This window comes from Pseudomonas kitaguniensis (assembly GCF_049199985.1).
GTDB classification, from domain to species: Bacteria; Pseudomonadota; Gammaproteobacteria; order Pseudomonadales; family Pseudomonadaceae; genus Aquipseudomonas; species Aquipseudomonas kitaguniensis.
This window is the reverse complement of sequence record NZ_JBLZPT010000017.1, coordinates 85,696-105,520: the sequence shown is the minus strand read 5'-3', so window position 1 is coordinate 105,520 and position 19,825 is coordinate 85,696. Positions and strand designations below refer to the sequence as shown.

Sequence of the window (19,825 nt, the reverse complement as noted above, 5' to 3'; positions counted from 1 at the left end):
TTTTTTTTTTGGGTTTTTGGTGTTTTGTTTTTTTTTTTTTTTTTTTTTTTTGGTTTTTTTTTTTTTTCCCCCCCCCCCCCCCCCCCCCCCTCCCACATTGGCTCCCACATTGGCTCCCACATTGGCTCCCACATTGGCTCCCACATTAGGCCCCACATTTGGCTCCCACATTAGGTAGTGGGTAAGTGGGGGAGTAGGGGGCAGTGGCTGGGAGTGTCAGCGAGCGGCCAAGGCGCCTTGGTAGACCGTCGGGCCTGTTGGTTGCTTGCTCACCGAGCCGCCTTTGGTTTCGGAGCTGACCATCAAGTTCACCGGCTTGCTGATGGATGCTTGCTGGCGCGGGTTCAGCCCGATGATGCCTTTACCGTCTTCGGGCAGCAGGCCCAGGGAGATCGGCGCGCCGTCGGCCGGGATAGCCCACAGCTCCAGGCTCTGGTCTGGCGCGGGCGCGGTGGCAGCGATTGGCTGCACTTCCAGGTAATCCTTGTGGGCCACAATTTGCGCGGCGGGCTGTTGCTCGGTGGTCACCAACGTGGCAGCGGATTTGACGCTGTCCTGCGTGTAAAGCGCGCCGCCGACACCGGCAACCACGACCAAACAGGCGCCGATGAACAGGCGTGGGCCGCTCCAGAATGAGGGTTTGTTCTCGATCACTTCGGGTTGGATCGCAGTCATAAGTCTCTTCCTGACAAATTTTGTAGTCAGTTCATGGACCCTGTTTATCGGGATGGGTTCCTGAACCCATCACCGCCTATCGTCGCTAAAGTGATGCCAATTGGCCTTGATAGAGCACCGGTCCGGTCGGTTGGCCGGTGGGCGAACCGCCGTGTGGCTCCAGGCTCACGGCCAGGGTCAGTGGTGCTTTAAGCAGCGCCTGCTGCTGTTTGGTCAGCTGGATTCGCCCCTTGCCAGCGCTCGGTACTACGCCCAGCGAGACCGGTTTAGCACCGGGCGCAATCGCCCATAACTCCAGGTCACGCGTCGGTTCCACTGCGGCCAAGGCCAACGGCTCGACTTGCAGGTGGTCGGCAAATGCGCGTACCTGCAACGCCGGTTGCTGGCCTGCGCTGACCAACGTGGCGTTGTATTGCGCGCCGGTATCGCGCTGGTAAAGCACGCCCACAAACAGCGCCAGCACCACGGCGAACGCTGCCCCAAGCAAGCGAACATTCATCCACAGCGGTTTTTTGGCAGGCACCTGCAGCACGTGCGGTTCGATGCGCGCCTGGATGCCCGCCCACACGTGGCCCGGCACCGGGCGTTCGGGCAGAGCACCGGTGAGGCTGGCGAGCGCGTCCTGCCAGTGGCCGAGTTCTGCGCGCAGCGCCGCATCGTCGAGCAGCAGGCGGTCAAAACGTCGACGCGCGGTGGCGGGCATCAACCCGATGGCATAGTCGGCGGCGAGGGCGCGGCGCAAGGCGGTGGTTTGGTAATTCATGATTCAAGGCACCTGCGCAGGCGCTCCATGCCGCGGCGAATCCAGGATTTGACCGAGCCCAGGGGCGCCGCCAAGTGTTCGGCCAACTCCGCGCACGACAGGCCCTGAAAGTAAGCCACGGTGATCGACTGGCGCTGCATGCCGTCGAGGGTGTCGAGGCAGCGGTTGAGGGCGCGGGCTTCGCGCTCGCTGTGGAGTTGTTCGTGGGCGCTGGGGCTGTCGTCGAGCAAGGCCTCTTGTTGGCCATCGGCCAAGGGTTGCTCGCGGCGTTTGCGCAGTTGGTCGATGGCCAGGTTGCGGGTGATGTTGACCATCCAGGTCATCGGCGCCGCCAAGTGCGCCTCGTAACGCGAGGCGTTGTACCAGATGCGCACGAAGGCCTCTTGCAAGACCTCTTCGGCGAGGTCGGAGCGGCCCATGAATCGAAACGCAACGCTGTGCAGCCGCGGTGAAACACGGCGGTAGAGGGTTTCGAAGGCTTGGCGGTTGCCTAGCGCACATTGCGCCAGCAACGGCTGCAACGGGTCGGTGTCGTGGGTGGAAATAGGGCTTCTCCAAGCACTCGAACGAGGGCGACGGGGCTGCGCACGGTAGGCAGAGGGTAGTCTAGCTTGAGCGTTCATTCCAACCAACTCCGGACGGCGCATGCTCGATATACGCGGCGCGAGGGCACTTGGATGCAGCCAGCGGCGAACTATTCTGTGGCGGGGAACAATCCCTCGGCACGGTCAGTCAAACGGCTGCTTTTAGCTCTTACACTCAGAGGTTGTCTTGATGAAGATTTCACGCGGTTTTGCCTTGTCCTGCCTGTTGACCGTGGCCGCCAGCCCGGTGTTTGCCGCAGGTTTCAGCCTGGGTGAGGTGGCCAATGCCGTTTCCGCTGCCCAAGGCGGCAACAACAAGGCGGCCGCTGCAGCGCCGAGTTCGCAGACCGCCGGGTTGCTGAGCGCCTTGACCTCGCAACTGAACATCACCCCCGAGCAAGCCGTCGGCGGCACCGGGGCCATGCTCGGCCTGGCCAAGAACCAACTGAGCAGCACCGATTATTCGCAACTGGGCAAGAGCGTGCCGGGCCTCGATCAATTGTCGGGCAGCAACTCGCTGGGCAGCCTCGGTGCCTTGAGCGGCATGCTCGGCCAGAGCGGCGGCAGCAAAACCAGCGGCCTCGACAGCGTGCTGGGTAATGTGAAAAGCACCAACGACCTGAACACCGCGTTCAGCGCGCTGGGCATGGACAGCGGTATGGTCGGCCAGTTTGCGCCGGTGATCCTGCAATACCTCGGCGGCCAGGGCGCCAACAGCTCGGTGCTCGGCAAACTGGCCCAGGCCTGGGGCACTGGCGGCTAAGCACGCTCGGCGCGCAGTTGTTCGATGCGCGCGTCCTTCTCGCTCCAGAGCTGGTTAACCCAGTTCTGGACGGTTTGGCGAAAAGCCGGATCGTTCTCGTAATCCCCTTGCCACAACGCCGGGTCCAGCTCACGCGTGCGTATATCGATGATCACCTTCGGCACTGCGCCGCTGATCAACGCCCAGAACCCCGGAATTTTTTGCTGCTGCGTTTGAGACGGATAGACCACGGTCACGTCGAGCACCGCGTCCAGTTGCTCACCCATCGCCGCCAGCACAAAAGCCACGCCGCCCGCCTTGGGTTTGAGCAAGCGATTGAACGGCGAATTTTGCTGCGTGTGTTTGGCCGCACTGAACCGCGTGCCCTCAAGGTAATTAACCACCGTGACCGGCTGACGCTTGAACAGCTCGCAGGCCTGTTTGGTGATCTTCAGGTCTTGGCCCGCCAGTTCCGGGTGCTTGGCCAGGAATGCCTTGGTGTAGCGCTTCATGAACGGGTAGTCCAGCGCCCACCAGGCCAGGCCGAGGAAGGGCACCCAGATCAGCTCTTTTTTCAGGAAGAATTTGAAGAACGGCGTGCGCCGGTTAAGCGCTTGGACGAGTGCCGGAATATCGACCCACGACTGATGGTTACTGATCACCAGGTACGAGGTGTCGCTGCGCAAATCGCCGCCGCCGCGAATGTCCCATTGCGTGGGGATGCACAGCGAGAAGATTAATTTGTCGATCTCGGCCCAGGTCTCGGCGATCCACATCACCGCCCGCGACGCAGCGTCGCGATAGCGCCCCGCAGCCACCAGCTTGAGCAGGGCAAACACCATCAACGGCCCGAACAGCACCAGGGTGTTAAGCAATAACAGCAGGGTGACGAAACAGCCGGTGAGCAGGCGGCGCATAAGTAACTCTTGGAATCCTGTGGGCTGGCCATGATAAGCAAGCCGGCTCTGCAGGCCAAATCACAAATCGCCTGACGAATGTTTCACACGCTGACCGGTAGGGTTGAGCACTAACTAATGATGGCTTTTGCGGTCTAGAATTCGCCTACTTCTTTCGAGGAAATCACTTCGTGAAACTGCTCCTTGCCTCGCTCGCCCTGGTTGCCCTGCCGGCCATGGCGGCCGAACCGACCCTTTACGGTCGCTACGAATACATCCAATTGCCGGAGATCGGCCAAACCTTCAAGGCCAAGATGGACACCGGCGCGCTGACCGCTTCGCTGTCGGCCCGCGACATCGAAACCTTCACCCGTGACGGCGACGATTGGGTGCGCTTCCGCATCGGCGGCAAGGATGCCAGCGACAAGGTCTACGAACACAAGGTGTCGCGCATCAGCAAGATCAAGAGCCGCGCCGACGAAGACGATGACAAGGACGAAGCCACCGTGGCCAAGCGCCCGGTGATCGACCTGGAGATGTGCCTGGGCGACGTTAAACGCACGGTTGAGGTCAACCTCACCGACCGCAGCAGCTTTAACTACCCGTTGCTGATTGGGGCAAAGGCGCTGCGTGAGTTCGGCGCGGCGGTAAACCCGGCGCGCCGTTACACGGCTGACAAGCCGGACTGCTGACCGGCTGGCTCGCCACAACAGGCTCTCAGCACAACGCCTGCTTGATTTGGCGTTAAACCGGCGGCTGGGTCTCGAGCATCGAAGGCCGCTGGCTGATCTCGGCGTACCAATCGGCAAGCTTGGGGTTAGCGGTGCGCCATTGCAGGTCGGGGTGGCGGAAGTCGAGGTAGCCCAAGGCGCAGGCCACGCTGATGGCGGCAATGTCGAAATGGCTGGTCAACTCGGCAATGGCGTCTTGCTCCAACTCGGCGAGGGTGCGGCGGATCTTGTTGCGCTGCTCCTCCAGCCATTGCTCCCAGTGCTTTTCGACCGGGCGCATGGCCGTTTCATAACGCACCAGCACCGCCGCGTCGAGGATGCCGTCGGCCATCGAGGCCAGGGTCAGGCGGCGCCAGCGGGCCGAGCCATCACGCGGGATCAGCGGGTTGCCGACATGCTGATAGTCGAGGTAATCGAGTATCACCCGGCTGTCGTGCAACACCGTGCCGTCGGCCAGGCGCAGGGCCGGGATCTTGCCCACCGGGTTACCTTGCACCACCTGCGCATCGGGGCTCACCGGTGTCGGCATGCAGCCTTGCAGGGCCACGCGGTCTTGCTGGCCGGTCTCGATCAGCAGCACGCGCACTTTGCGAACAAACGGTGAAGCGGGGTTGTGGAACAAGGTCATGCTGGGGGTGGACATGGGCATTCCTCACGATGGGCAGCGGCTAGCCTAGAGGGTTGCGCGGCGCCTGGCGAGGGTGTGTGGGTGTTTTTCAGGGCCTCATCGGGAGCAAGTCGAATCGTCGCACCGCCCCTCCCACATTTAAGCGCGTTCACAGTTCAAAATGTGGGAGGGGGCTTGCTCCCGATAGCGTCCTCAGCCGCGCTGCTTGAACAACGCCCAAACACCGATCAGCGCTGGTACACCAAGCCCCACCCAACTGAGCGAATCCCACAGCCCATCGCCCAGCAACGCCGCAAACAACCCTGCCGCGCTGAGCACGCCAATCCCCAACGGAATACCAAACACTTTCCAGAAACTCGACTGGCGCGGCTTCATACCTTGGCCGCCTTGCGCCGCACGACCCACAGGTAAACGCCGCTGCCCAATACGATGATGGTCAGCACATCCAGCACTGCCCACAGGACCTTCATCGGCATGCCGCCATAGTCACCAAAGTGCAGTGGCTGGGACATGCCCATCGCGTCCATGTACCACGGCCGCTCGGCGATGGCGGTGACGGCCAGGGTGCTGGCGTCGATCAATACCGGCGTCAGCAGGTGCGAGGTCAGGTGCGTGCTGCCCTTCATGAACACCGCATAATGGTGCTCGCTGGAAAAGCGCGTGCCGGGGAAGGCGATAAAGTCCGGCTGCATGCCCGGCGCTGCCTTGGCGGCGATGGTCAGCAGGTCGGTGGCCGGGGCGCGCTGGGTCAGCGGCGGCGCGTTTTTGTACGGCTCAATCATCGCGCTGAGGCTGTCGGTGCGCCAGGCGGCGATGATCAGGTCGGCGCAGGCGCTGATCACGCCGGTCACGCCCACCACCAGCGCCCAAGTCAAGGTGACCACGCCGATCAGGTTATGCAGGTCGAGCCAGCGCAGGCGGGTGGATTTGTCTTTGCGTACGGTGGCGAACTTCAAGCGGCGCATAAAGGGCAGGTACAGCACCGTGCCCGAAACAATCGCCACAACAAACAAAAGGCCCATGAACGCCAACAGCAACTTGCCCGGCAGGCCGGCGAACATGTCGACGTGCAGGCGCAGCAGGAACAGGGTGAAGCCGCCGTTGGCCGACGGCATCTCCACCGCTTCACCGCTGCGCGCATCCAGCATGAATGTGTGCGATGCGTTGGGCTCCGTGCCGGCGGTGGCGGCCATGATCGCGATCACGCCGTTCTTGTCGTCCTCGTCCCAGGCCAGGTACTGCAGCGCCTCACCGGGGCGATGTGCCGAGGCTTTGGCCACCAATTGCTCAAGGTTCAGCTGCGGGGTGTCGGCGGGCATCTGCGCCAGTTCAGGCTCGTTGCCCAGCAGGTGATCAATCTCGTGGTGAAACACCAACGGCAGGCCGGTCAGGGCGAGCAGCAGCAGGAACACCGTGCAGATCAGGCTGGTCCAGGTGTGGATGAAGGACCAGCGGCGGATGGTTTTGCTTTTCATTTTCTAGCCTTCAGACACACCAAAGCCGCCCCGGGGGACGGCTTGGTTATTAACTCAGCCGATTACCATTGGTACGTAGCGCTGGCGACCACGCTACGTTGATCGCCGAAGTAGCAGTAGGAACCGTCGCAGGTGGAAATGTAGTCCTTGTTGAACAGGTTGGTAGCGTTGACCTTCACCGAAGCACCTTTGAGGCTGTTGTCCAAGCGGCCGAGGTCATAGTGCACTGCACCGTCGAATACTGTGTAAGCGTTAGCCTTGCCGGTCCATGTGTTGGCTTGGTCGCCATACGTGTTGCCGGTGTAGCGGGCGCCAAAGCCAATGCCGAAACCGTCGAGTACACCGGCGTGCCAGGTGTAGTCGGTCCACAGTGAAGCCTGCTGCTCGGGCATCAGTTGCAGACGATTACCTTTGTATTGGCCTTTTTGTACCTCGGACTTGGCCAGCGTGTAGGCGGCGATCACTTTGAGGTTATCGTTCACGTCAGACACGGCTTCCAGCTCCAGGCCCTTGACCTTCACTTCGCCGGTCTGGTCGGTAACCGAGACGCCACCGGCCTGGAAGCGGGTGACCTGCACGTTTTTCTGGGTCAGATCGTAAACCGCCGCACTCAGCAGAGTGTTGGAGCCGGGCGGCTGGTATTTGATCCCCAGTTCCCATTGCTTGCCTTCTGTGGGTTTGTACGATTCGGTCGGCGAGACACTGGCGTTACTCGCGGGCTGGAAAGATTCTGCATAGGAAAGGTACGGCACGAACCCTGAGTCGAACACATAGCTCAACGCCGCATTGCCACTGAAGTTTTTGCTACGGTCGGTGTTGGTCGCGTCGTTCTTGTTGAAGTAAGTGGTGCCCTGATGCACCCAGTCTTCACGGCCGCCGAGCGTCAGGCGCCACTTGTCCAAAGCCATCTGGTCTTGGGCGTAAAGACCGGTCTGGATGGTTTTCTGGTTGTAGTCGTAGAACGCCGTGGAGCGTGCCGGGCGTACGGTAGGCTGGGTGTTGATTGGGTTGAAAATGTTGATAGTCCCGGCGCCGCCGAAGATCGACAGATAAGAGGTGTCGGTACGCTGATGGTCCAGGCCGAGCAGCAGGGTGTGGGTGACGTCGCCGGTAGCAAAGTCAGCCTGGAAGTTGTTGTCGACCGCGAACTGGCCGATGCTCTCGTCCACATTAGTCGACGATCGGCTGATATTGCCGGCAGCATCAGCCGGGGAAAAGGCATAGGAACCCACGGTCAATTGCTGGAAAGCCAACTCCGATTTTGTGTACCGCAGGTTCTGCTTGAACTGCCAGGTATCGTTGAAGCGATGCTCAAACGCATAGCCGAGTGCGTAGTAGGTACGGTCGTAAAACTCGTAGTCCGGGTCGCCGAGGTTCTTGTGATGAGAAACCTCACCCAAAGGCGAGTTTATCTTGGTGCCCTGAATCGGCAAAAACTGGCTGGTGGTGCCGGTGTCGTCGCGGGTGAACTGCGAGAGCAGCGTCAGTTTGGTGTCGGTGTCGATATTCCACGTCAGGCTGGGCGCGATGTTGTAGCGCTTGTTGTCGATATGGTCGACCTGGGTGTCGGCGTCCCTTACGACGCCGCTGACGCCATAAAGGAACTGGCCTTCGTCATCGATCTTGCCGGTACTGGCGAAGTTGATCTGGCGATAATTGTCACTGCCGTACTGCACTTGAATGGCATTGCTCGCTTCGGCGCTTGGACGGCGGCTGACCATGTCCAGCAAACCGCCCGGTGGCGTCTGGCCGTAGACCGAGGAGGCCGGGCCACGCAGCAAGGCGAGACGGTCGAGGTTCCAGGTTTCGGCTTTCGGGTTGGCGTACACGCCGCGCGGCAGTGGCAGGCCGTCGAGAAAATGAGTGGGCTCGAAACCGCGCACGCGCATCCAGTCGTAGCGCGTGTCGCTGCCGTAGCTGGCGGACACAATGCCGGGCATGTATTTGACCGCGTCATCCAGGTTCTGGACGTTGCGGTCCTGCATCTGTTCGCGGGTGGCGATGGAGATCGAGCGGGGCGCTTCGACCAATGCGGTATCAGTCTTGGTGCCGGCGGCCGTGCGTGTTGCCACGTAACCGTCCACCGGGCCCCAGGCGCTTTCATTATCGCCTTGCCCGGTGATATTGGTTTGCGGCAGCGCCACAACGCCCTCAGGAATCGCTACCAGCGTAAAAGACCCCGCGCTGCTCTGCTCCAACTGCAACCCCGTCCCACGCAACGCCTCACGCAGCGCGCCTTGAGCATCGAACTGGCCGTTGACCGGTGCCGAGGTTTTGCCCGCCGCCAGCGCAGGGTTGAGGGTCAGCGCCAGGCCCGCCTGGCTGGCGATCTGGTTCAAGGTGGTGGCAAGCGGCGCGGCAGGCAAGTTGTAGGCGTGCACGCTGGCGGCCTGTTCGGCAGCCATCAACAACGGGCTGGTCAGCGGGGCGCTGAGGGCAATGGCCATGGCTAACAGGCTGGGGCGCAACAAGGTGTCTAGCGTGCGGGACATAGGGGGTTCCTGAATGGAAGTAATTCGCAATTGCCTATGTGCCGAGCGAGATTCAGAAAGTGATAGGGCCAAGCGAAAATAAATCTGTGAGCACACAACTTTTCGCACCGCATGGCCCTGAAGGCTCAGGAGAGCTGCACCGGTTAGCCGATCGCCCACTGCAGTTTGTTCGCCAGTGCTTCGGGGTAATGACCGGTATCGGCGATCGCCGCGCGCGTGGCATCGCCGTGGCCGAACGCTTCGATCAACAGCTCGACGTGAGTAGCCAGGAAATCGCTCAGCGAATCCAACGTTGCCTCCAGTGCGCGGTAACGTGGGATGTCCATGAGGCCTTCGCTGATGAACCAGGCGGCATGCTTGTTCAGGTATTCCAGTACGTAAAGGCCACACAACGCGCTGCCAATTTGCTTGGGCAGCTCTTGTGTCAGTGAGTTGCTTGCCAGCACCGCGCTCTCAATGGCAAGACGCTGCGCGTAGGCCTCACCCGCGCGTGCAACGACCATCAGTTGAGAGTTCCAGACCTGCATATCGTCTTCACCCTCGACACAGTGCATGGCGACATGCTCGGCCACTTGTTTGAGCAAGCGGTATTCAAGAGTGCGCGCCATGGCTTGCCAGTATTCAGCGTCATCCAGTTCAGCCTGCGGGTTTGGCGGGGTCGGTTCGCTTAAGGGTTGTCCGATCAAAACCTTGGCGGCGTCCAGCAAGATCATGCGGTTATTACCACCGGCATCTTGATATATCTTGGCCATGCCTTCGTAGTCGGCGAAACGATTAAGGTTGAGCGCGCCGGCTACACCGCAGCGCAATCGACATTCTGTCGCCAGCGCTTCGGCTGCCGGTGCGCATAGGGCTTTGGTCAGCGCCAGGGTCTGGCTGATGGCGGCCCACGGTGTCCACGTTACGTCACCCGTGCCGGTGGTTTGCAGCGAAGCCTGACTGGCCGTGCCTTCGATCCACAGCCGAGCGGAGTCATTGGCAAAGCACTTCATGACATACGCCGTGGCCAAGCAACCGAACAGCGCGCGGCGTTGGGTACGAAAAGCCAGTAACCCTGTGCCGTTACCGATGCGTGCCTGCGTGGTGCGCCGGTTCGCATGGGTAAGGGCCAGGGTTGAACACGCAAGCATCACGGAGCTCAAGCCGATACCGACCATCGCCCATACGTTTTTGGGCGCAAATAAAGAACGAATCAGCCGGCGGTCGGTGCTACCCAGCGGATCATGGAAGTGGTTGGATGCGTCGATTGAGGCGCCATCTCGAAGCCACGCATCGAAGGGCAGGTTGACTTTATCAAAGCTTGCCAAGCCGTAGTCCAGCGGTACTGCGCGAATTTCCGCCGGTGACGACATGGAAATACCTGGTCGCGGTCCTTGGGCGTCACTCAGCGGCAGCACAAAAGCGAATACACCGCATGCCTGGCCCTGAACCGTTAGTTGGGCAAACACCACCCCCACCTTGTCCAGGTTATTAATACCGACATTGGCGAATTTCAGGGCCGCCTTGTTCGGCGTGTTCAGCACAAAGGTGCGAGTCTGCGCGTCAAAGATCGCCTCAACAGAGGCGCCCATATGCGAGTTGCTGCGACCTATCTCGGTCAGCGCGTAAACCCCCAAGGTCTCGCCGGTTTCCAGTTTGCGTCGCCACTGAGCGGCACTCGGGTGATCCTTCTCGAAAGCCAAGAGTGTGCCGATGCACAAGCCTTGCTGAATCACGCAGCCCATGAACAGCGAGGGATCATTGATCGCCGCATGAGTCGCCACGGCCATCAGTAATTGGGGTTGGGCAAAGCCATGAATGCCTTCCGGTAGTTGGCGCATCAGGTACTGCAAGCGTTGGTAGGTGTGCCGATGCCTGTCGTGGTCGGTTTGGTTGGCGCGAGGATGGAGTTCCGGCTCGCTGAAAATCTCGGCTATTTGCAGGTGAGTCTGTCTATCGACTGGGCCACTGGCAAGCTGGCGCAGGGCAACGATTGCCTCCTGTTCGACCGGCGCTCTGACCAGCAAGTGGCGCAGGGTTTCGATGGTTTGAGCAAGCGGCGCGTAGGTCTGTGCATTGTGCAGGCTTTTGCGGATGCAAATAGAGAGGCCACTGTTCACCCCGAGGTCGATAAACACTGTGTGTTCGTCAGTTGGCAGTTGCTGCAACGTGTAGGGCAGGTTGGTCGGTTGCGTAACGCCGCGTGTAAACATTTGATGCAGGTCATCCTCGGGCTCGTAACGAGATCCCAGAACAGTGGAGTAAATCGGCGTACTCAAGGGTTTGGATGTCAGCGGCTGCAGGTTTTCGTAGAGCCGTCGGGCGACGTCCACGTGATGAGGGTAATGCGAAGCGTAAGCGATCGAGACCGGGCGCAAAGGGTGTGCGCCGTCGTGATGGTTGGCTAGCAGATGCTCAAGGTCTGCCGTCTCACCGCTGATGATGCATTGAGCTGGCGCGTTGACGGAGCCCACTACCAGGTTCGACTCAGGGAAGCGGTCCAGCAGCGCTTGAGTGTCTTGCGCTGAAAGGTTGATTGCCAACATGCTGCCTCGCCCCTCCTCGTCGCGGTAGGCGGCGTTGAGGGCACAGACCGCGCGTGCGCCTTGTGCAATATCGAACGCGCCGCCACAGACTCGTGCAGCAATCTCGCCGAAGCTTTGGGCAACGATCAGGGCGGGCACGATGCCTATCGCCTGCAGCAACTGGTTGAGCACCACGGCCGTGCTATACAAGGCCAGTTGGGCGACACCCGAAGGCAGAGGCAGTGTGTGGTCGCGGGTCAGTATGACCTGGGTTAGCAAACCTGGTTGCGTATGGGGTTCGTATTGCGCCGCCGCTTTTTCGATAATTGCCAAAGTCTCGTCAATGCGGCCCCTGGCTTCAGGAATGTGCTGGTACAAATCGGCCAGCGCACCACAGGGGTTGCTGCCCTGGCCAGGGAAGGCGAAGACGTAGTTTTGATGGGATATGTTGAGCTGAGTTGACATGGAAGCATCCTCGTTGGCCTGACAGGAGCGCTCTAAACAGCAGGGGGCTGGAAAAGCGAAGGCTCATTGGAGGGCAAAAATGTAAGTGGTGAACCTGTTATAAATGACAGTTTCTTGGATCGTTTCGAAATAGTGTTGATTCAATTATTGCCGACGGAGCTACCTTGCACTGGCAGCGCGGTAACGGTCACCCACCACGGCGTGTGCTGCTCGATCTGCACCGGCAGCGTCGGCAGCAGCGCGTTGAGCGCCAAGGTGGTGTCGTGCAGCGGGAAGCTGCCGGTGATGCGCAGGTCGGCCACGGTTTTATCCACCCCCAGGTAGCCGCTGCGGTAGCGGCTGAGCTCCTCGACCACATCGCCCAGGCGGGCGTTGTCGACCACCAGCATGCCGCGCGTCCAGGCGTCGGCGGCGGGGGTGACGGCCAGCGCCGGGCCGAGGCCGTCGCTGCGCATCAACACTTGCTGGCCTTGCTTGAAAACCTGCTCCTGGTGCAACGCCTGCGGCTGCGCGGCCACGGCAGACTGCAGCACGCTCAAGCGGGTGGCAGCGGCTTCGCGCCTGACGATAAACCGTGTGCCCAACGCTCGCAGGCGGCCATCGCGGGTTTGCACATAAAACGGGCGCGCATCGTTGTGCCCGGTTTCGACAAGGATTTCGCCTTCCTGCAACACGATCAGGCGACGTTTTTCATCAAAACGCACGTCGATTGCGCTGTGGGTGTTGAGGTTGATTAGCGTGCCGTCGGCCAGTTTCAGCGTGCGCTGTTCGCCGGTGGCGGTGCGTTGGTCGGCCAGCCAATAGTGGACCGGCACGTAACGCTCGCCGGCAAACAACGCCAGGCCGATCACCAGCGCAACACTCGCCAGGCCGCTGCCCAGCTTGCGCACCCGCTGGCGAATGCTTTGGCGCGACTGCAATAACGCAGCGCGCGCCGGGCCCGAGGCCACGCTGAAACGCTGGTCGAGCATGCCCAACTGGCGCCAGGCGCGCGCATGCTCTTCATCGTTGGCCAGCCATTTAGTGAACTCTTCTTGCTCAACGGCGCTGCCGTCGCCCGAGTCGAGCGACAGTTGCCAGGCAATCGCGGCATCCAGCACGCGGGCCGAGACCGGTTTGGAACTGGTTACGCTCACAGCGGCTCGCCATAGAGGGCGATGTAGCACTGGCGAATGCCTTGGGCCAGGTACTGGCGCACACGCGGGACTGACACGCCGAGGCGCTGCGCGATTTGCGCGTGGCCAAGGCCGTCGAGGCGGCTATAGAGGAAGGCGGCGCGGGCTTTGCTCGACAGCGTGCCGAGCAGGCGGTCGATGGCCTTGAGGTCTTCGAGGATCAGTTGCTGTTGCTCGGGCGAGGGCTGTTCGCTTTCGGGGACGCGCATCAGTTCGTTGAGGTAAGCCTGTTCCAGGGCCGCGCGCCGGAAATAGTCGAACAGCAACCCTTTGGCGATGGCCACCAGAAAGGCCCGCGGCTCGCGCGGTGCGTGCAACTCATCGCGGCCCAGCAGGCGCATGAACGTGTCTTGGCTCAGGTCTTCGGCACGGCTCGGGCAGGCCACGTTGCGCCGCAGCCAGGCCAGCAGCCAGCCACGATGGTCGCGATACAACGCGCCAACAAGCTCACTGTGTGGGGTCTGGGCCGACGACAAGGCATCACCGAATAAACTAACGAGAATTATTCGCGATTGTGTCAGAGGCGTGCTGTGGGCGCAATTGGCGTCTGTCGGGTAAGAGGCCGTTGGCCACTATCTACCGTGGCAAGCAAGCCCGCTCGCCACACGTTAGAACGAGGGTGATTGGTTACGGCGTTTGCGTTGGTTCAGGCGCGCTTGCAGCGCTTGCGGGCTGTGGATGGCTTGCTGACGTGCGCGGCTAAGCAAGATCAGCATCAGCTCCGCCGTGGCCAATGCATCGGCGCTGGCGTGATGACGTTCGCCCACCTGCAGCTTGAAGTGGTTGATCCAGTCGTCGAGCCCGGCCTCGCGGATGTTCGCTTCGGGGCACAGCAGCGGGGCGATGTCAGCCACATCGAGAAACGCATGAGCCAGGCGATAACCCAAGCTGTCTTTGAGCGCCCGGCACAGCATGTGCTGGTCGAACGGCGCATGAAACGCCAGCAATGGGCTGTCACCCACAAACGCCATGAAATCGAGGAGTGCCTCGACCGGATCGCTGCCGGCGGCGATGGCGCTGGGGCCGAGGCCGTGGATCAACACGCTGGGGCTGAGTTTTGTTTCGGCACGTTGCAAGGTGCGCTCAAACATCTGCGAGAAATCCACCGCGCCGTCCTCGATCACCACGGCGCCGATCGACAGCACCTGGTCACGGTTGAGGTTCAGGCCGCTGGTTTCCAGGTCCACCACAACCCAGCGTTGGCTGCGCAGGGCCACATCACTGAGCAGCGCAGGCTTGGGCAATTGCTCCAGGCGCCGCTGTTGTGCGGCGTTGAGCCCGGGTTTTTTGGTGCGCAGCCAACTGAACACGCTCACAGCCGATACCGCAATGTCAGGCTGCTTTGCAGGCGTTGCGCCTGGCGCAGCGATTCACGCAGGATGCGCCGGTCCAGATGGTTGAGGCTATCGGGGTCGACTCGGTTGGAATACGGCTGGTTTTCACGGGTTTGCAACTGGTGCTGCTGCATGCGGGTTTGCTGGATAAAGTGGTAGGCCTCTTCATACGCAGCGCCGTCCAGCGGCTCAATCACGTCCTTGAGTACCAACTGGCGCAGGCGCTCCAGCGTGTTGTTGGCGTGCACGCCATTGGCCAGCGCCAATAGGCGGGCGCCGTCGACAAACGGCGTGAGGCCCTGCACCTTGAGGTCGAGTGTGGCCTTTTCGCCGCCCTGTCGTGTTAGCACAAAGTCGCGAAAACGCCCGACCGGCGGGCGCTGGCGCAAGGCGTTTTCAGCCAGCATGCGTTGGAACAGCGCGTTATCTGCCACCCGATCCAGAATGCCCTGGCGCAGTTGCTCGCAGCCTTGTTCGTCGCCCCACACCACGCGCAAATCGAAATAAATGCTCGACCCCAGCAGGTTCTCCGGTGTTGCCTCACGGATAAACGCTGCGAAGCGCCGCGCCCATTCGGCCCGCGACAGGCACAGCTCGGGGTTGCCGGCCATGATATTGCCCTTGCACAAGCTGAAGCCGCACAACGCCAGGCTCTGGTTGACCTGTTGCGCGAGGGGCAACAAGCGGCCACGAATCTCTGCGGCTTCGGCGGCGTCTTTGGCGTCGAACAGGATGCCGTTGTCCTGGTCGGTAAACAGCGTTTGCTCGCGGCGCCCTTCGCTGCCAAAACACAACCAGCTGAACGGCACGCCGGGGTCGCCCTTGTCGGCCAGGGTCAGCTCGATCACCCGGCACACGGTGTGATCGTTAAGCAGCGTAATAATGTGAGTAATCTGGGTGGACGACGCGCCATGCGCCAGCATGCGTTCAACCAATTGGCCGATCTCACCGCGAATCGCAACCAGGTTTTCCACGCGTGGCGCGTTGCGGATAGTGCGGGCCAGGTGCACCAGGTCAATGCGTTGCAGCGAAAACAGGTCGCGCTCGGACACCACGCCACACAGGCGCTGGTCTTTGACCAGGCACACATGCGCGATATGCCGCTCGGTCATGGCGATGGCGGCATCAAACGCGCTGTGGTCCGGCGTGAGGAAGAACGGTGCCTTGATCATGTGAAGTTCGATGGCCTGATTAAAATCACCGGTGCCATCGGCCACCACTTGGCGCAGGTCGCGCAGGGTGAAAATCCCCAGCGGCGCCTTGTGTTCGTCGACGATCACGATGCTGCCCACTTGCTGCTCGTGCATTAACCTCACCGCCTCGCGCAACGCTGTGTTCGGGCCGCAAGTAACCGGATGGCGCATGGCCAATTCGCCGAGGCGGGTGTTCAACGAGTACTGGGTGCCGAGGGTTTCCACGGCCTTTTGCTGCACTTGGTGGTTAACCTGATCCAACAGGCTGCTCACGCCACGCAGGGCAAAATCGCGAAACGGGCTGGAAAGCGCGAACAATTTGATAAACGCAGGCTTGTTCAGTTGCAGGCAAAACGTGTCTTCGGCCGCCTTGTGCTCGGTGCGTGTTGCGCGTTCGCCCAGCAGCGCAGCCAGCGGGAAGCACTCGCCGGTGGTGATTTCGAAGGTGGTTTCGGCTGCTTGTTGATTTAACTGCGGCCGTTCGCCGACCACTCGGCCCTGCTTGACGATATAGAAGTGTTCCACCGGACCGCCCGACGGCTTGAGGATGCTGTCGCCAGGGCCGTAGAAGCGCAATTGGCACTGTTCAACCAGAAACGCCAGGTGTGCGTTTTCCATTTGGTTGAAGGGCGGGAAGCGTTGCAAAAATTGCAGGGTGCCGTGGATGTTCTGCAACACGGCAGTTTTCCCCGCCTGCGTGAAAGCATCAGCTTTACTCATAACAGTGACCGCGTTTTTTTTGTCGTTATCGTCCTGCATGGTCGACTTCTGCGCAGCGGGTGCCCATTGGACGTAAGTCTAGGTCGACAAAAGTCGCACCAAACTAGGGAAAAACCTTACATGACTATCGTCCAAACCCCGTAAAACGCCCACTAGGCAAACTTTCCGACGAAGTGCACATTGAACGCCCTTCTGCAGATGTCTGACGAGTGTGCTGGGAGATTGATGAAAACTGCTGAGAAATGTATGTCCGACCACGATATTTTGAGCGATGCCGAGCGTGAGGCGTTGAATGCTGTGATGCTGGAGCCCGATTTACCGCCACAACGGGTGTTGATTGTCGACGATGACAAGGACGCGCGCGAATTACTGGCGGAGATCCTGGGCCTGGACGGCATTCGCTGCATGACCGCCGAAAGTGGCGAGGCAGCGTTGGACTTACTGAACGCCAGCAGCTCCATAGGGCTGTTGATTACCGACTTGCGAATGGCCCCGAGCAGCGGTTTGGAATTGATTCGCCAAGTGCGCAGCTCTACGCGGGCGGCGCTGCCGATTATCATTATGTCGGGCGATGCCGAAGCGCCGGATGTGATTGATGCGATGCATTTGAGCGTGGTGGACTTTTTGCTCAAGCCGATTGATAGCGTGAAATTGGCGAAGATGGTCAAGCGCGAGTTGGGGATGGCTCAGTAGTTTCCACGTATCTGCCTTATATGACGACTGTCAATTCTGACAGTAGGCAAGTTGTGGGAGTGCCTGTTTACTGGATGAGTGCGCGGCCGCTGGAATTGGTCGCTCCTCCATCGATCAAAACAGGGATCAGCCATGAACGTTGACGCCGAGATTAACGCAGAGATTTTTCACGACGGTAAAGTTATTCGCACCTCCCGTTCTACAGCCGTTGCGGGCAGTAATGATTACTTTCAGAGCAGGGATCTTGCGACCCATACCTCCGTCTCAATCGCATTTATCCCTCCCATCAAGGATGGCACCACGACTTACACGTTTGAAGAGACGGGTCCGAACTTCACATGCGGCCTGGGCGGTGGTTTGGTTCCTATGCCTGTAGCGGGTACGGTTGTAGTGGTATCCACGAACTCAACTGACAACCTGGCCTATACGTTCAGTGGGAAGTTCAACGATGGGCGGCGCGACTTGGAGATCAAGGGGACGGCCAAGTTGAACTACATCTATTCGTAACTGAGTGTGCCGCAGCATCAGTCCCTGATCTTTTGATCAGGGACGTCTCCGTTCGTTAGTTATAACCCCATCTTTGCCTTGAACTCCCGACGCCTGCGGTGCAACACCGGCTCGGTGTAGCCGTTGGGTTGCCTGGTGCCTTCAATCACCAACTCCAGCGCGGCTTGAAACGCGATGTTGCTGTCGAAATCCGGCGCCAGTGGGCGGTACAGCGCATCCCCGGCATTTTGGCGGTCTACCACCGGCGCCATGCGCTTGAAGCTTTCCAGCACTTGGGCCTGGTTGACGATGCCGTGGCGCAACCAGTTGGCGATGTGTTGGCTGGAGATGCGCAGGGTGGCGCGGTCTTCCATCAGGCCGACGTCGTTGATGTCCGGCACTTTCGAACAGCCAACGCCTTGGTCAATCCAGCGCACCACATAACCGAGGATGCCCTGAGCGTTGTTGTCCAGTTCGTTGCGGATTTCTTCGTCGGACCAATCGGTGTTGCTGGCCAGCGGAATGCTCAGGATGTCGTCTACCGAGGCGCGCTCGCGCTTGGCCAATTCGGCCTGACGCGCGAACACATCAACCTTGTGATAGTGCAACGCGTGCAGTACCGCCGCCGTCGGCGAGGGCACCCAGGCGGTGTTGGCGCCGGCCAATGGGTGAGCGATTTTCTGTTCAAGCATCGCGGCCATCAGGTCGGGCATTGCCCACATGCCTTTGCCAATTTGCGCACGACCTTGCAGGCCCGTGCTCAAGCCGATATCGACGTTCCAGTTTTCGTAGGCGCCGATCCATTTTTCGGCCTTCATGGCTGCTTTGCGCACCATCGCGCCCGCTTCCATGGAGGTGTGGATTTCATCGCCGGTACGGTCGAGGAAGCCAGTGTTGATAAACACCACGCGCTCACTGGCCGCCTGGATGCAGGCCTTGAGGTTGACCGTGGTGCGGCGCTCCTCGTCCATGATGCCGACTTTTAGGGTGTTGCGCGGCAGGTTAAGCACGTCTTCGATACGGCCGAACAGCTCGTTGGTAAACGCCGCTTCTTGCGGGCCATGCATCTTCGGCTTAACGATGTACACCGAGCCGGTGCGGGTGTTTTTGCGGGTGCTGTTACTGCTGAGGCTGTGAATCGCCGCGAGGCTGGTGAGCAAGCCGTCGAGAATGCCTTCGGGCACTTCGTTGCCGTGTTGGTCGAGGATCGCGTCGATGGTCATCAGGTGGCCAACGTTGCGCACAAACAGCAATGAACGGCCATGCAGCGTCACACCCTGGCCATCCACGCCGGTATACACGCGGTCGGCGTTCATGGTGCGGGTGAAGGTTTTGCCGCCCTTGGCCACCTCTTCGGCGAGGTCGCCTTTCATCAGGCCGAGCCAGTTACGGTAGATCACCACTTTGTCATCGGCATCGACGGCGGCAACCGAGTCTTCGCAGTCCATGATGGTGGTCAGTGCGGCTTCCATCAGCACATCTTTGACGCCGGCGGCGTCGGTCTGGCCGACCGCCGTGCTGGCGTCGATTTGTATTTCAAAATGCAGGCCGTGGTTTTTCAGGAGTATCGCGATGGGTTGCGCGGTGTCGCCCTGAAAACCGATCAACTGTGCATCATCGCGCAGGCCGCTGTTGCTGCCGCCTTTGAGGCTGACGATCAGCTTGCCATCAACGATCTTGTAGCCGGTGGAGTCGACATGGCTGCCGGCGCTGAGCGGCGCGGCTTGGTCGAGGAAGGCGCGGGCGAAGGCGATCACCTTGTCGCCCCGGACTTTGTTGTAGCCCTGGCCTTTCTCGGCGCCGCCGGCTTCGCTGATGGCGTCGGTGCCATACAGCGCGTCATACAGCGAGCCCCAGCGCGCGTTGGACGCGTTGAGCGCGAAACGCGCGTTCATCACCGGCACGACCAGTTGTGGGCCTGCCATGCGCGCGATTTCGTCATCGACGTTTTGCGTCGAAGCCTGGAAGTCTGCGGCTTCCGGCAGCAGGTAGCCGATCTCTTGCAGGAAGGCTTTGTAGGCCACCGGGTCGTGGGCCTGGCCTGCGTGTGCCTGGTGCCAGGTGTCGATGCGTGCCTGGAAATCATCGCGTTTGGCGAGTAAGGCTTTGTTCTTCGGAGCCAGGTCGTGAATGACCTTGTCGGCGCCGGCCCAGAACTGGTCGGCAGTGATGCCGGTGCCGGGAATGGCTTCGTTGTTGACGAAGTCGAACAGGACCTTGGCGACCTGCAGGCCACCGACTTGAACGTGTTCAGTCATTGCTTCCCTCA

At 60.6% G+C, this 19,825-nt stretch carries 18 protein-coding genes; 4 read left to right on the top strand and 14 right to left on the bottom strand.

What is annotated here, in order from left to right; genetic code table 11:
• Positions 1-216: 216 nt before the first annotated feature.
• From ACOZK9_RS19900 to ACOZK9_RS19890, 3 genes are all read right to left on the bottom strand, one after another.
• Entirely contained in the window at positions 217-675 is a 459-nt protein-coding gene (locus tag ACOZK9_RS19900; protein ID WP_058415209.1) for an anti-sigma factor domain-containing protein, read from the bottom strand.
• Between the two features lie 85 nt (positions 676-760).
• The gene (locus ACOZK9_RS19895; RefSeq protein WP_058415210.1) at positions 761-1,438 is read right to left on the bottom strand and encodes an anti-sigma factor; all 678 of its coding nucleotides are present in this window, start codon (positions 1,436-1,438) and stop codon (positions 761-763) included.
• The gene (locus ACOZK9_RS19890; protein WP_421556398.1) at positions 1,435-2,061 is read right to left on the bottom strand and encodes a sigma-70 family RNA polymerase sigma factor; all 627 of its coding nucleotides are present in this window, start codon (positions 2,059-2,061) and stop codon (positions 1,435-1,437) included. Before ACOZK9_RS19890 ends, ACOZK9_RS19895 begins: the two co-directional genes overlap by 4 nt.
• Positions 2,062-2,212: 151 nt before the next feature.
• Here ACOZK9_RS19890 and ACOZK9_RS19885 point away from each other — a divergent pair, with 151 nt between their 5' ends.
• On the top strand, positions 2,213-2,785 hold the full coding sequence (locus tag ACOZK9_RS19885; RefSeq protein WP_058415212.1) for a DUF2780 domain-containing protein: 573 nt from the start codon (positions 2,213-2,215) through the stop codon (positions 2,783-2,785).
• Here ACOZK9_RS19885 and ACOZK9_RS19880 read toward each other — a convergent pair.
• Entirely contained in the window at positions 2,782-3,681 is a 900-nt protein-coding gene (locus ACOZK9_RS19880) for an acyltransferase (protein ID WP_421556397.1), read from the bottom strand. The two genes, ACOZK9_RS19885 and ACOZK9_RS19880, sit on opposite strands and share 4 nt — an antisense overlap.
• A gap of 170 nt (positions 3,682-3,851) precedes the next feature.
• On the opposite strand from ACOZK9_RS19880, the gene rloA2 reads away from it, so the two are divergent.
• Positions 3,852-4,352 carry a retropepsin-like aspartic peptidase RloA2 gene (gene rloA2 / locus ACOZK9_RS19875; protein ID WP_058415214.1) on the top strand — a complete coding sequence of 167 codons (501 nt, stop codon included), beginning with the start codon at positions 3,852-3,854 and terminating at the stop codon, positions 4,350-4,352.
• A gap of 52 nt (positions 4,353-4,404) precedes the next feature.
• Here rloA2 and ACOZK9_RS19870 read toward each other — a convergent pair whose 3' ends face one another.
• From ACOZK9_RS19870 to ACOZK9_RS19830, 9 genes are all read right to left on the bottom strand, one after another.
• Positions 4,405-5,034 carry a glutathione S-transferase gene (locus tag ACOZK9_RS19870; RefSeq protein WP_421556396.1) on the bottom strand — a complete coding sequence of 210 codons (630 nt, stop codon included), beginning with the start codon at positions 5,032-5,034 and terminating at the stop codon, positions 4,405-4,407.
• 177 nt (positions 5,035-5,211) lie between these two features.
• Positions 5,212-5,394, bottom strand: a complete 183-nt coding sequence (locus ACOZK9_RS19865) for a hypothetical protein (protein ID WP_058415216.1) — start codon at positions 5,392-5,394, stop codon at positions 5,212-5,214.
• Positions 5,391-6,494 carry a PepSY-associated TM helix domain-containing protein gene (locus tag ACOZK9_RS19860; RefSeq protein WP_152749327.1) on the bottom strand — a complete coding sequence of 368 codons (1,104 nt, stop codon included), beginning with the start codon at positions 6,492-6,494 and terminating at the stop codon, positions 5,391-5,393. Before ACOZK9_RS19860 ends, ACOZK9_RS19865 begins: the two co-directional genes overlap by 4 nt.
• A 62-nt stretch (positions 6,495-6,556) precedes the next feature.
• Entirely contained in the window at positions 6,557-8,986 is a 2,430-nt protein-coding gene (locus ACOZK9_RS19855; RefSeq protein WP_421556395.1) for a TonB-dependent siderophore receptor, read from the bottom strand.
• 143 nt (positions 8,987-9,129) lie between these two features.
• Complete coding sequence (locus ACOZK9_RS19850; protein ID WP_421556394.1) at positions 9,130-11,955, bottom strand: acyltransferase domain-containing protein; 2,826 nt, start codon at positions 11,953-11,955, stop codon at positions 9,130-9,132.
• A gap of 140 nt (positions 11,956-12,095) precedes the next feature.
• Positions 12,096-13,091, bottom strand: a complete 996-nt coding sequence (locus ACOZK9_RS19845) for a FecR domain-containing protein (protein WP_421556393.1) — start codon at positions 13,089-13,091, stop codon at positions 12,096-12,098.
• On the bottom strand, positions 13,088-13,606 hold the full coding sequence (locus tag ACOZK9_RS19840; protein ID WP_421556392.1) for an RNA polymerase sigma factor: 519 nt from the start codon (positions 13,604-13,606) through the stop codon (positions 13,088-13,090). Before ACOZK9_RS19840 ends, ACOZK9_RS19845 begins: the two co-directional genes overlap by 4 nt.
• A 132-nt stretch (positions 13,607-13,738) precedes the next feature.
• Positions 13,739-14,446 (bottom strand): 3'-5' exonuclease, encoded by a 708-nt coding sequence (locus tag ACOZK9_RS19835; RefSeq protein WP_058415221.1) that lies wholly within the window; start codon positions 14,444-14,446, stop codon positions 13,739-13,741.
• Entirely contained in the window at positions 14,443-16,377 is a 1,935-nt protein-coding gene (locus ACOZK9_RS19830; RefSeq protein ID WP_421556391.1) for a putative nucleotidyltransferase substrate binding domain-containing protein, read from the bottom strand. Before ACOZK9_RS19830 ends, ACOZK9_RS19835 begins: the two co-directional genes overlap by 4 nt.
• A 246-nt stretch (positions 16,378-16,623) precedes the next feature.
• Between ACOZK9_RS19830 and ACOZK9_RS19825 the strand changes: the two genes are divergently transcribed.
• Both ACOZK9_RS19825 and ACOZK9_RS19820 read left to right on the top strand, forming a co-directional pair.
• Positions 16,624-17,070 carry a response regulator gene (locus ACOZK9_RS19825; RefSeq protein ID WP_122251753.1) on the top strand — a complete coding sequence of 149 codons (447 nt, stop codon included), beginning with the start codon at positions 16,624-16,626 and terminating at the stop codon, positions 17,068-17,070.
• Positions 17,071-17,202: 132 nt separating this feature from the next.
• Complete coding sequence (locus ACOZK9_RS19820) at positions 17,203-17,577, top strand: hypothetical protein (protein ID WP_152749331.1); 375 nt, start codon at positions 17,203-17,205, stop codon at positions 17,575-17,577.
• Between the two features lie 59 nt (positions 17,578-17,636).
• Here the strand turns inward: ACOZK9_RS19820 and ACOZK9_RS19815 are convergent, their stop codons facing one another.
• Positions 17,637-19,814, bottom strand: coding sequence for a malate synthase G (locus ACOZK9_RS19815; RefSeq protein ID WP_421556390.1), 2,178 nt, complete (start codon positions 19,812-19,814; stop codon positions 17,637-17,639).
• Positions 19,815-19,825 lie beyond the last annotated feature (11 nt).

Coding starts and splice junctions, on each gene's coding strand:
- ACOZK9_RS19880 (WP_421556397.1), bottom strand. CDS start 3,681: ATGCGCCGCCTGCTCACCGGCTGTTTCGTCACCCTGCTGTTATTGCTT.
- ACOZK9_RS19855 (WP_421556395.1), bottom strand. CDS start 8,986: ATGTCCCGCACGCTAGACACCTTGTTGCGCCCCAGCCTGTTAGCCATG.
- ACOZK9_RS19870 (WP_421556396.1), bottom strand. CDS start 5,034: ATGTCCACCCCCAGCATGACCTTGTTCCACAACCCCGCTTCACCGTTT.
- ACOZK9_RS19895 (WP_058415210.1), bottom strand. CDS start 1,438: ATGAATTACCAAACCACCGCCTTGCGCCGCGCCCTCGCCGCCGACTAT.
- ACOZK9_RS19820 (WP_152749331.1), top strand. CDS start 17,203: ATGAACGTTGACGCCGAGATTAACGCAGAGATTTTTCACGACGGTAAA.
- ACOZK9_RS19860 (WP_152749327.1), bottom strand. CDS start 6,494: ATGAAAAGCAAAACCATCCGCCGCTGGTCCTTCATCCACACCTGGACC.
- ACOZK9_RS19815 (WP_421556390.1), bottom strand. CDS start 19,814: ATGACTGAACACGTTCAAGTCGGTGGCCTGCAGGTCGCCAAGGTCCTG.
- ACOZK9_RS19850 (WP_421556394.1), bottom strand. CDS start 11,955: ATGTCAACTCAGCTCAACATATCCCATCAAAACTACGTCTTCGCCTTC.
- ACOZK9_RS19885 (WP_058415212.1), top strand. CDS start 2,213: ATGAAGATTTCACGCGGTTTTGCCTTGTCCTGCCTGTTGACCGTGGCC.
- ACOZK9_RS19825 (WP_122251753.1), top strand. CDS start 16,624: ATGTCCGACCACGATATTTTGAGCGATGCCGAGCGTGAGGCGTTGAAT.
- ACOZK9_RS19900 (WP_058415209.1), bottom strand. CDS start 675: ATGACTGCGATCCAACCCGAAGTGATCGAGAACAAACCCTCATTCTGG.
- ACOZK9_RS19890 (WP_421556398.1), bottom strand. CDS start 2,061: ATGAACGCTCAAGCTAGACTACCCTCTGCCTACCGTGCGCAGCCCCGT.
- ACOZK9_RS19830 (WP_421556391.1), bottom strand. CDS start 16,377: ATGAGTAAAGCTGATGCTTTCACGCAGGCGGGGAAAACTGCCGTGTTG.
- ACOZK9_RS19865 (WP_058415216.1), bottom strand. CDS start 5,394: ATGAAGCCGCGCCAGTCGAGTTTCTGGAAAGTGTTTGGTATTCCGTTG.